Raw genomic sequence first — 10,790 nt, 5'->3', positions numbered from 1 at the left:
CTGTCACTTTATTAGTGTTGATCAGTGGGCTTTCGCAAGCCACTGGTTTGCAGGACACGCAGGACAACCCCAGCTTACAAGCGGTCCTGGCGGTTAATTCCCAAGCGCCAATGAGTACGTTGATCAGTGCGGCCAGCCAGTTGCAAGCCTTGTATCAACAGCACCCGGATCGCCGCATCGCCAAAATGTTTTATGGCTACGCGCAACTGTTTATGGCCACGGATTATCTGGCCAAGAAGAATTACATGCGTGCGGCAGAAACCTCAAAGCTGGGTTTTTTCTACATAGATGAAGCGGCGGAAAGCGAAGAGAACGACTGGCAGATGCGCTTTCTGCGTGTGCGGATGGATGCATTTGTTCCCGCCAGCCATGGCCGTTGCGTCGTGGCCTTGAAAGACCTGGACTATTTGCAGCAGAACCCGGCGGTGCCCGCTGATTTGCAACCGATGATCACGCTGATGTCCGCGCATGCGCTGGCCAGTTGCCAGCGTGTGGCCGATGCCAAGGCCGCCAGGGCGGCGTTGGCACAGCAGGGCGCAGAGGGAAAACGTCTGTCCGAGCACAGCACGGCCCCTGAATGGACGCCAGCTGAACTGAACACCATCATCCAGCCGCTGACGGAGGCATCGCTATGATGAATATCCTGTTCTGGGTTGCCAATATGATTATCATTTACGCCTTGTTGGTGGTGATCGTGACGGCGATCCGTAAACCTACCGATATCCGTTACACCTTCCTGAATCTGTTTCGCCAGCGCCGCCGTTCCGGGGTGACGCTACTGGCGATCACCCTGGGAGGGGTGGCGGTGTTTATCTTCGGTGGGTTTGTCGATTACTCGTTCTGGGCGCTGCGTGAACAAACCATCCGCACCAACCTGGGGCATATTCAACTTTATCAGCAAGGCTACCTCAGCAGCGGAGCCAACAATTCGCTGCAATACACCATCGATAACTATGATGAAGTGAAAACGCTCCTGCTGGCCGATCCGGTGATTGCACCGAAGATCGCCACCATTACCGGGCAACTGGCGTTTACCGGCATCATTTCCCAGTATGACAAGGGAGCTTCCACTTTCTTTACCGGCGTGGGGATCGAACCTCTAACCTCGTTGGTGCTGGGCTCGCTGGATAAAATCATTTCGGGCAGCGACCTGTCGCGGGTTGCGCAGCAGGACATCACCCTGGGTTCTGGTATCGCCAATGCTTTGTCGGCGGGCTATGGCGACTGGGTCGACATGTTGGTGGTCAACCCGCAAGGCGGGCAAAACGCCATCTCTTCTCAGGTACGCGGCGTGTTCCAGTCCGGCATCAAAGAATACGACGATACGGCGATCAAGATGCCGCTGCAAACAGCCCAGCGTCTGTTGCAGACCCAGGATGTCAGTAAAATCATCATCATGCTGCAGGACACCGACCAAACAGAGGACGTGTTGGCGCGGGTCAACCAGCTAATTGAACAGCATCAGTTCAAGCTGGAAGCGCGCTCCTGGGATGAGTTGGCCATTTTCTATCATCAGGTGGTGAATCTGTTTGAGGGGATCTTCCTGTTTATCAAGTCCATCGTCAGCGTCATCGTGGTGTTCATGATCGGCAACACATTGATGATGAACGTCATCGAACGTACCCGCGAAATCGCTACGCTGCGCGCTCTCGGCCTTAACCAAGCCTATATTGGCCGTTTGTTTGTGCTGGAAGGGATCATCATTGGCATTATTGGCTCGGCGCTGAGCGTCAGCTTCGGCATTCTTATCGCCGCGCTTATCAATATCAATGGCATACCGATGCCGCCTTCGCCTGGTTATACCCAGGGCTATCTGGCCTTTGTGCTGTGGGATCAGGACTTCAATCTGTTCTGGTTCTCCTGCGCGTTGCCGCTGGTGACGGCATTGATAGCGTCCATTATCCCGGCACGCCGGGCATCGAAACTGGTTATAGCGCAAGCGTTCCGCTTTGTTTAACCCCTCAGGGAGAGAAGAGACATGTCAAAGGGACAAACCGTGCTCATTACCGGCGCAGGCCGTGGCATTGGTATGGCGATTGCCGAAAAACTGGCGCAAGAGGGCTATGACCTGATCCTCAACTACCGCAAGGATCAGGGGAAAAGTGCGGCCAATCTGCAACGCTTTGTGGCAGCAGAAACCCGGGTGAAGGTGACCTTGGCCAAAGCGGATATCGCCGAACCGCGCGATATCAGTGACATGGTGAAAAAGCTCAGGCAGCAGGGGATCGAACGTATCGATCATCTGGTGCTGAATGCCGCCGCCGCGCCGTTCAAAGCCTTTATGGACATGACGCGCAGCGACTGGAAGCTGTTGCTCAATACCAACCTGATCGGCAACACCGCCTGCGTACAGGAAGTGGTACCGATGATGCCCCAGGGCAGTACGATCTGCGTGATTTCCAGTTTAGGTAGCCAGCGCGTATTGGAGAAATACCCGCTCGGCATCGCTAAATCGGCACTGGAAAATCTGGTGAGCTACCTGGAGGTGGAACTGTATGACCGCAATATCCGGGTCAACGGCATCTGCGCCGGGGTGGTGAATACCGATATGCTGCCGTACCTGGACGAGCTGTGGTCAACAATGTTCGAACGTTGGAATAACGCGCCGCGCCGCTGGAAGGTGGAGCCGGAAGAGGTGGCCAACATTACCGCATTTCTGGTCTCTGAGCAGTCGAGCGCGATACGTGGCAGCACCCTTATTGCCGATCTTGGCATGATGCTGGATATATAGCCCCACAAACAAGGACCGTTCCCATGAAATATCAAATAGCTGGATGCCTGGTTTTACTGGGGCTGTCGGGTGTGGCTCAGTCGGCAGAACCGTTGGATCGTCATCAACTGAATAGCCTGACTCAGGAAGATCAGCGGGCCCGTGAAATTATCCGTCGAGCCGACCGCGTGAGGGCACCCGATCGGCCTTTCCGCTATACGCTGACGCTGCTGGAACATAAGGGAGGGCGTGATATCACGGAGAACCAACAGGTGCTGGATATTTCCATGCGCTTCTATAAACCCTCGGAGCAGGTAGAGAAAGGGGATGCGCGTGCACTGGTGCGTTTTATTTCCCCAGTACGCGATAAAGGTAAAGCCTTGCTCTCCGATCTGGACAAAATGTGGTATTACGCACCAGACCTGCGACGCCCTATCCCCATATCCCGCCAGCAACGTCTGGTGGGGCAGATTTCCAACGGTGACGTGGTTGCCGCAGACTTTGATTACTCTTATATCTCCCGGCTGGTTGGTGAAGAGGCCTGTGGCCAGACGATCTGCTACAAACTATCACTACAGCGCCGTTGGCCCTATGTCACCTATCCAGCGATCAGTTATTGGGTGGAAAAAGACAGCGGTTTCCCTAGCCGGGCCGATTTCCTTTCCGCCGACGGTGTACCGATCAAGCGTTCGTATTATCGCGATTATCAACGGGTGTTGGGCCAGATGCGGCCAACCACTATCGTGGTGGAAGACGCGCTGCGTAAGGATAACTACACCACCATGCGTTACAGCGACATCAGATTGGAGTCGTTGCCGGAAAGCAACTTCCAGAAAGAGTATCTGCTGAGGTTGAACGGTTGATGGCGAGCAAGCGATCCCCGATTAGCGGGGTTCTGCTGCTGGTGGGCGCCTATAGTAGCAGCAGTTGGGCGGTTGACTGTCTTGTCCAACGCGGTTATGCGGGTATAGAGGGGATATCGTCCCATTCCTCGGACTCATTATGGCAGTTTGACGATCCAGCATTTCGTAACAACGCTATTGCCAATTTGTACCTTTCAGGTGTGGCCCGCTGCACGTTGACCGAGGCCCTCAGCGTCAAGGCGCAGGCCAGTGGCGAGTATGCTCTCCAGGCACATCAGCCGGGAACCCTGGAGGATCAACGCTTCCAGGGGCTGGGCATACTCAACGAGGCCACTGCCAGTTGGGCTGTCAGCGACAGTGGGTATATCGATGCCGGTAAGGTACGTAAAACCAGTGGTTATCTGTTCTCGGTCGCGCCGCTCGACCTACTGCGTAATATCAACGGTAGTATGCGTACCGTGCGGGTGTTTGGCCTGGGGGGGAGCGGGCGCAATTTCTACGATGAAGGGGCGTATGGCATCAGCAGCTCATGGTACCGCAACGAAGGAACCTTCACGTTAGCGGCCTTTCCGCGCCTCAAGCGCAACAACCAACGCCAGGAAGCCGCCTCAGAGTGGGACGCGATCCTGCGTACCAACAGTACCGACAGATATTATACCAGTTACACCGCAACCGGTTTGAAAGCGTTCAACCCAACTTTTTCGCTACTGGTTGGCGATCGGAAAACCGTGGCGCTAGGCACTAGCGGCAACCTGACGGATATGCTGATCCTCAGCGTTGAGGGGGCGATTTCCCATGGGCAAACCTGGCGTCACCTAGACATGGCTTCCGCGCGTGCCATGCGCCAACTTGCCAATGTGCAGGAGCCGTACAAAATACGCGCCAATGGTGCGCAAGCGGATATCGGCGTTGGCCTGCGTTACACCACTGGCGATCAAAGCGAATACGGCGCGGAATATTATGGTCAGAGTCAGGGCTACAGTCGCAGTGAGTGGCAGGACAACGTCAACACCATTCGCTTCGTCAATGGGGGTTACGGTCAGTCATTGCCACCGCTACCGCCATCGTTCATGGCGGATATCCGTAACGGCTATCAGCAGTACTCCCGCCTGATGGCGGCAGAAACCGATAACGTCGGGCGGGGCGGCGACCTGCTCGGCAAACACTACCTCACCCTCTATACACGCACCAATAAAGAGCAGGTCGGCAGTATCGACTGGTCGGTCTCCGGTATGGTCAATCTGGTGGATGGCAGCAACGTGCTGAATCTGCACCTGAGCACGCCGCTCAAAAACAACATTGAGGCTTACACTGGCGTTGCCGCCAGCTTCGGCAGTAAAGAGAGTGAGTTTGGCACCTTCGGAGAAAAAGGAAATATCTATGCAGGTATGCGAATCAATTGGTAATACATCGGCCGCAACTAACGTCGCGGCCGGTTGGATGATGATTTTCCCAGGACAAGGATCCCCGGCGATCGGCATGGGCAGCGATGTCTGTGATGTTTCACCGGGTACCAAGGCGGTGTGGGATTGTGCCAGCGATGTTTCCGGGCTGGATGTACGCAAGCTCTGCCAGAAAGGGCCGATGACACGCCTGACCAAAACCCTTTATCAGCAGTTGGCCGTCACCACCGTTAACGCCGCCATGCTGACGTTGTTACGCGAACGGACCCCGGTGTTGGAAACCGGTTACGCCGGGCATAGCGCAGGTGAATATACCGCGCTGTATGCCGCCGGGGTGATGGATCTGGAAACGCTGTTCCGCGCGATCACGCTGCGCGCGACGATCATGCAAAACCTGGCAGAAAAGCGTAAAGGGGCGATGTATGTGGTCAAGCCTTACGGTCATGATGCGCTGCGCGAGCAGATCGACAATCTTGGGCTGGGAACCGTACTCAACGTGTGCTGTGACAACGGGCACCAGCAGCAAGTGGTTGGGGGGGAACTGACCGCCGTTAAAACCCTGGTTAATCACCTGGCGCGCGATGGGGTAAATACCATCAAGTTGGGCGTCAATGGTGCCTGGCATACGCCGTTGATGCATGATGGAGTGGCACTGATGCGCCAGGCATTGGCCGACCTGCCATTCTCTTCGCCGGTTTGCCCACTGATCATGAACAGCAGTGGCAAAGCGGAATATAGCGTGGTGCAGATCAAGGAAAATCTGGCGCTGCACCTTATCCATACCGTGCGCTGGCGTGAGAGTATGGATCGGTGGGCACAGATGGGACATCGCCGCTACCTGGAGATCAGCAACAAAAAAATCCTCAGCCACCTGTTGGCGGAGCACTACGGGGCTGACGAGGATTACCATATCCAACACTATTACCATCTCGTTGGCAGCAGTGTTAAGCATGCAGGATAAGGGCGATATGATGCCAACATTGACTACTTTCAGCCAAAGATACATGCGAGGAGCCGTGATCCCCGTGGTGTTGGTCTCCGCTATTCTGACCTCGTCGCTGATCCGCAACGTCATTGACATTACTCTGCCGGAGATGATTGCCGGGTTGGGGGCAATCTGTCTGTCGATTGTCTGGAGCATGATGCGCGATGGTCAAGGCTACTGGGCGTACAGCGTATTCACCTTGCGGGTGTTTAAAAACCCGCAAGCGGTCGCGGGCCAGTATAAAGAGCGTAAAACAGCTGGGATGGCGAAATTGCTGTACCAGCCTGGCTGGGCTTCCTTGGTCATACTGTGCCTGGCGGCAGCGCTGAGCGGCCTGATATGGCTATGCGGCCCAGACTGGCATTATCCGTTGATTGCGCTGCTTGGTGTCTTGGTGCTGCCAGCCTTGATGGTGGTCCAGCTGGGCAAATCAACCCCGTTCAATATCCTGCTGGCCTTGAAGTCCTATAGTGAGCCCGAAGCCTATCACCCTCGGCAGCGTCGCTTGCCAAGGTTGGTGGCCGAAGATTTGCTATTGAATCTGCTAACCAATTTCGCCCTGGTTTTGCCGATTGCCCGTAAGCCCGCATTCAGCCTGGCTCCCGGCTATGCCGATCCTGCCTTTATCGTCGCGTTTATGATCCTGATGGGGGCGGTGACGCTGTTTATGCTGGCGTTTGCTGGCCGGACGCGGCGCTATGTGTTGTTTGGGGAATTACTCAATGGCACGCTGGACGCCAACTCTGCGCCTGTTGCTCCCTGGGCGTTCACCGGCAAGCTGGCGCGTTGGCAGCGTGGTCTGCTCTGGTTACTGGCTTCGCAGCTGTGGGCTATTGCGATCTGCCTGATTTTTGCGGCATTGCAGATCACTCCGCAATTTATCCCGCTATACCTTTGTGCCTTGTTGCCGTTATTGGTCGTTTACTGTGCGGAACGCTATCAGACCTTATATGACAACTACCATGACGCGCTGGAAATGCACAAACGCCATCAGGTGTATGCTAATAACGATGTCAAAACGATGAGGTAATTCATAGGGGGCACCTGGCGCCCCCTATGTGACTAGAGAAGTCCGCGGTTATTGGATATTGAAGAAGCCAACGCGCAACAGCACTTCAGCGACCACAATCAACCCGCTGCCCAAGGCAAGCAACCGCTTGTTGATACGTTGGGAACGCCAGCAGAGTGCCAGTGCGCACACACCAGCGATCAATATGACCCACGAGGCTAAACGCAGGCTGGCCAACTGAGCAAACGCTGCCAACGGTTGATGAGGAAAGGTGACAACGTCACTATTCCACACCGAGGTCAGGTACTCCATATACACGGGTTGCACTAGCAGGCGGCACAGCGTGATGGCAATCAGCAAGGCCACCGCCGTTACCGCCAGCTTTCTCATGAGCTGCGAGGGCAGATCGGGGCGGATCGCCAGCGACCACAGACTGGCGACCGCGCCTAGGCTGAGTACCGAACCAAAGAACATCAGGTAGGTGTTGAAATGCATCCATGTCACTACAGAGCTGTGAACATAGATGGCACTCATACAGAAGACGTCGACGATCCCCAGTAGCGTGGCAATCAGCAGTAAAACGATCGGCAGCCGTTTTGAGATCAGGGCAATCAGTGTCCCCAGCCCTAAAAACGCCAGATAAAGGCTGGCAAAGATGATTTCACGGCTCAGCCAGGAGCTTTCCACATGCCGCAAGGCGTGGAATGCATTCAGCGGATACCCAAGGTGGGCAGTTGAAACCATCAGGCCCAGTGCCCCGAAGATAAACGCGAGCAGCATGAAAGGCAGCGCCAAACGACGCTTTTCCTGGCTGCCCAGCCCTTGCTTGGCCAGCACCAAGCTAAAGGTGGTGAACAAGGTGATACCGACGGAAGCCTGCAACAGCAGGGTGAAAATGATAAGAGGCCATTCATGCATGATTATTTACTCCCCTGTTCTGCACCTTGATGCGGTTTGACGACCAGATTAGGGTGAGTAATGGCGGAGTCAGGCAGACCCTGCACATCACAAAGATCACCATATTTCGCCCGCAGTTCATCAATAGGGCCAAACTTGATGGCTCCCAACGGACAGGTTGCCACGCAGATGGGTTGTTCCCCAGCGGCTTGTAAATCGATGCAAAAATCGCACTTGGACATCTGGCCGGTAGTCTCATTGAGCTGTGGTGCGCCGTACGGGCACGACCAGGCACAATAGCCGCAACCGATGCACTTATCGGTGTCGACGCGCACGATGCCATCACCGGGGCGCTTATGCATCGCGGTGGTTGGGCAGTTCACCGTACAGATCGGATCCTTGCAGTGGTTACAGGATATCGACAGGGTATAGGCGTACACGTTGTTATGGAAACCGCCCTGGCCGGTGGAGACAAAACCGCCGCCTTTGACCTCATAAATGCGACGAAAGCGTCGCCCGACCTCCAGGTTATTCTTGTCTTTACAGGCGACTTGGCAGGCTTTACAGCCGGAACAGCGAGAGGAGTCAATATAGAACCCAAGCTGGCGATCGCTGACAGGGGCATACTCGATAAATTTACTCATGCTTTGGCAACCTCCACAAGCATCGTTTGGTGAGAGTTACCTTTCGCCAACGCAGTGATCCGCGCAGAGCTAAGCACGTTGGCACAGCCGCCATGATCGACGCCGTTAGCGTCAGGCTGCCACCAAGATCCCGCTTGCAATGCCACCACACCAGGCATAATTCGCTGGGTAACCTCTGCAGGAACCAGCGTCACGCCGCGATCGTTGTGGATACGAACGTAATCTCCTTGCGCAATGTGCCGGTGGCTGGCATCTGCGGGGTTGATCCACAGCTTCTGCGTCTGCACCTCCTGTAACCACGGGTTGGCATATTGGGTGGAGTTAGCCCGATTTTTGCCCTTCCAGGTGATCAACTGCAGCGGGTATTTAGCCGCCAGTGGGTCTTCCGGTCCCTCATGCGCGGGAACGTAATGGGACAACGCCGGAATTTCCGGGTGGTGCATGTCATACAGACGTTTGGAGAAAATCTCGATTTTTCCTGACGGCGTCGGGAACGGATGGTTTTGTGGGTCACGAATGTTATCGGCAAAGGCAATATGCGGCTTGCCTTTGAACAGGTGGCGGCGCTGCACCAACAGCTCATCAAACGTCGGCAAATGTTCATCTGGCATGGCCTTGCGGGAGTTTTCCCAGATCTGCACGATCCACTCCTTCTCGCTACGCCCAAGGCTGAATTCCTGCTCCACGCCCAGTTTCTGGGCCACTTCACGGATCCAGTCGTAATCGGAACGGCGTTCAAATTCAGGTTCGATCAGTTTTTCAGACAAGATCAAATAGTTCGCCGTTCCCCAGGTTTCGCCGATATTCCAACGTTCCATAAAGCTGGTTTCGGGCAATAACACATCGGCATATTTTGCGCTGGGCGTCAGATAGAGATCGCTTTGCACAATAAATTCGATCTTGGACTCATCGGCCAACACCTTGACGGCCTGGTTGATATCCGGGTTTTGGTTGGCCAGATAGTTACCCGCCAAGGAAAATAGCAGGCGGATATTGCTATTGAGCTGGTCGCCACCGGTCAAGCCATCTGCGGGCGTGACCTTGCTGGCATCATCCGCCGCCTGCACCCAGTTCATTATGGAGATTTTTTCTTTTACCGGGTTGTCTGGCATTTCTGGGCCTGTGGTAAATTTACGGTTACCAATGCCGCCATAGCCGCCAGCCCAACCGCCTTTGATACCAACGTTACCGGTGATGGTTGCCAACAGCGTCGAACCTCTGGCGGTGCGCTCGCCACAGTTATGCCGCTGCGGTCCCCAGCCCTGGATCAGCGCTGCCGGTTTGGCCGTGGCGTAATCACGCGCCAACTGACGAATGGTTTGCGCCGGGACATGGGTGATAGCTTCAGCCCACTCTGGGGTTTTCTTGATGCCGTCTTTAGCCCCCATCAGATAAGCGACCAGCGATTCGTTGGCTGGCACGCCTTCCGGCATCGAACCCTCATCAAAGCCCAAGGTGTAGCGGGTGATAAACGCCTGATCATGCAGGTTTTCACTGATGATGACGTACATCATCGCATCCATCAGCGCATTGTCCGTGGCGGGGCGCAACGGGATCCACTGATCCGCCAACGAAGACGAGGTGTCTGAATAACGTGGATCCACCACGATAAAGCGGGTGCCGTTCTGCTTCATCTGCTGAAAATAGTGGTTGGTATGGCCAAAGATAGTTTCAGTAGGGTTATGTCCCCACAGGATCACCAGTGGCGTCTCGCTCAGGGTATCCAAGGTGTTGCCACTGGCCGCGGCCCCGTAGGTATAGGGGGTTGCCGCACCGGTGTTACCCATACTGACCGAGTGATAATACTCAAGGTAGCCGCCGGTCATGCTTAGCAGACGGCGAGCCATTTTATCGCCTGAGAACGCGCCGCCGGTAACTGCGGTATTGTTATGGACGAAGCGCGAGGCGGGGCCGTATTTCTCGGTGATCCGTTTCAGGTTATCGGCAATTAACGTGGTCGCTTCATCCCAGGTGATACGGACAAACTTACCTTCGCCGCGTTTACCGACGCGCTTCATCGGGTATTTAAGCCGATCGGGGTGATAGACGAATTTACGGTAGCCGCGTCCACGCACGCAGGCGCGCATGATCGGCATTTCCGGATCAAACTCAGCATCAGGTAGGGTGGTGATACGGGTAACCATACCGTCTTGCACATGGGCACGGATATCGCATTTACCGCCGCAGTCAAAGCTGCTACAGGTCGGAATGATGCGTTCTGCTGGCACAGTTCCAGCAGATGTGTCGTTTTTGATGCCCCCATTGGCATAGGCAAATCG

General features: G+C 55.2%; 10 protein-coding genes. 7 read left to right on the top strand and 3 right to left on the bottom strand.

Annotated elements, in window-relative coordinates; translation table 11 throughout:
- Nucleotides 1-110: 110 nt before the first annotated feature.
- Genes N6G83_RS34445 through N6G83_RS34415 form a run of 7 tightly spaced genes read left to right on the top strand, consistent with a single transcriptional unit; the run spans nt 111 to nt 6,991 of the window.
- Complete coding sequence (locus N6G83_RS34445; RefSeq protein WP_260524105.1) at nt 111-635, top strand: hypothetical protein; 525 nt, start codon at nt 111-113, stop codon at nt 633-635.
- The gene (locus N6G83_RS34440; protein ID WP_081375822.1) at nt 632-1,957 is read left to right on the top strand and encodes an ABC transporter permease; all 1,326 of its coding nucleotides are present in this window, start codon (nt 632-634) and stop codon (nt 1,955-1,957) included. The genes N6G83_RS34445 and N6G83_RS34440 overlap by 4 nt, the downstream gene beginning before the upstream one ends.
- 21 nt (nt 1,958-1,978) lie before the next feature.
- The gene (locus tag N6G83_RS34435; protein WP_024530303.1) at nt 1,979-2,731 is read left to right on the top strand and encodes an SDR family oxidoreductase; all 753 of its coding nucleotides are present in this window, start codon (nt 1,979-1,981) and stop codon (nt 2,729-2,731) included.
- Nucleotides 2,732-2,754: 23 nt separating this feature from the next.
- Nucleotides 2,755-3,573 carry an outer membrane lipoprotein-sorting protein gene (locus N6G83_RS34430; RefSeq protein ID WP_074031089.1) on the top strand — a complete coding sequence of 273 codons (819 nt, stop codon included), beginning with the start codon at nt 2,755-2,757 and terminating at the stop codon, nt 3,571-3,573.
- Nucleotides 3,573-4,979, top strand: a complete 1,407-nt coding sequence (locus tag N6G83_RS34425) for a hypothetical protein (protein ID WP_211136257.1) — start codon at nt 3,573-3,575, stop codon at nt 4,977-4,979. The genes N6G83_RS34430 and N6G83_RS34425 overlap by 1 nt, the downstream gene beginning before the upstream one ends.
- Nucleotides 4,954-5,937, top strand: a complete 984-nt coding sequence (locus N6G83_RS34420; protein WP_211136256.1) for an ACP S-malonyltransferase — start codon at nt 4,954-4,956, stop codon at nt 5,935-5,937. Before N6G83_RS34425 ends, N6G83_RS34420 begins: the two co-directional genes overlap by 26 nt.
- A 7-nt stretch (nt 5,938-5,944) precedes the next feature.
- Entirely contained in the window at nt 5,945-6,991 is a 1,047-nt protein-coding gene (locus N6G83_RS34415) for a hypothetical protein (protein WP_211136255.1), read from the top strand.
- A gap of 48 nt (nt 6,992-7,039) precedes the next feature.
- Here the strand turns inward: N6G83_RS34415 and N6G83_RS34410 are convergent, their stop codons facing one another.
- The 3 genes from N6G83_RS34410 to N6G83_RS34400 all read right to left on the bottom strand — a co-directional run.
- The gene (locus N6G83_RS34410; RefSeq protein WP_211136254.1) at nt 7,040-7,888 is read right to left on the bottom strand and encodes a dimethyl sulfoxide reductase anchor subunit family protein; all 849 of its coding nucleotides are present in this window, start codon (nt 7,886-7,888) and stop codon (nt 7,040-7,042) included.
- 2 nt (nt 7,889-7,890) lie between these two features.
- Nucleotides 7,891-8,511 carry a DMSO/selenate family reductase complex B subunit gene (locus N6G83_RS34405; protein WP_065685822.1) on the bottom strand — a complete coding sequence of 207 codons (621 nt, stop codon included), beginning with the start codon at nt 8,509-8,511 and terminating at the stop codon, nt 7,891-7,893.
- Nucleotides 8,508-10,790 (bottom strand): DMSO/selenate family reductase complex A subunit (locus tag N6G83_RS34400; protein WP_260524104.1); only part of this gene is annotated, 2,283 nt, incomplete at its 5' end. The genes N6G83_RS34405 and N6G83_RS34400, both read right to left, overlap by 4 nt.

The sequence above is a fragment of the Serratia sp. PL7 genome, from assembly GCF_945957435.1.
This window is presented reverse-complemented; position numbering and strand designations above follow the sequence as displayed.

Bases quoted from the DNA above. Each gene is read 5' to 3' on its own strand.
- N6G83_RS34405 (WP_065685822.1), bottom strand. From the start codon at position 8,511: ATGAGTAAATTTATCGAGTATGCCCCTGTCAGCGATCGCCAGCTTGGG.
- N6G83_RS34445 (WP_260524105.1), top strand. From the start codon at position 111: ATGAGTACGTTGATCAGTGCGGCCAGCCAGTTGCAAGCCTTGTATCAA.
- N6G83_RS34410 (WP_211136254.1), bottom strand. From the start codon at position 7,888: ATGCATGAATGGCCTCTTATCATTTTCACCCTGCTGTTGCAGGCTTCC.
- N6G83_RS34440 (WP_081375822.1), top strand. From the start codon at position 632: ATGATGAATATCCTGTTCTGGGTTGCCAATATGATTATCATTTACGCC.
- N6G83_RS34430 (WP_074031089.1), top strand. From the start codon at position 2,755: ATGAAATATCAAATAGCTGGATGCCTGGTTTTACTGGGGCTGTCGGGT.
- N6G83_RS34425 (WP_211136257.1), top strand. From the start codon at position 3,573: ATGGCGAGCAAGCGATCCCCGATTAGCGGGGTTCTGCTGCTGGTGGGC.
- N6G83_RS34420 (WP_211136256.1), top strand. From the start codon at position 4,954: ATGCAGGTATGCGAATCAATTGGTAATACATCGGCCGCAACTAACGTC.
- N6G83_RS34415 (WP_211136255.1), top strand. From the start codon at position 5,945: ATGATGCCAACATTGACTACTTTCAGCCAAAGATACATGCGAGGAGCC.
- N6G83_RS34435 (WP_024530303.1), top strand. From the start codon at position 1,979: ATGTCAAAGGGACAAACCGTGCTCATTACCGGCGCAGGCCGTGGCATT.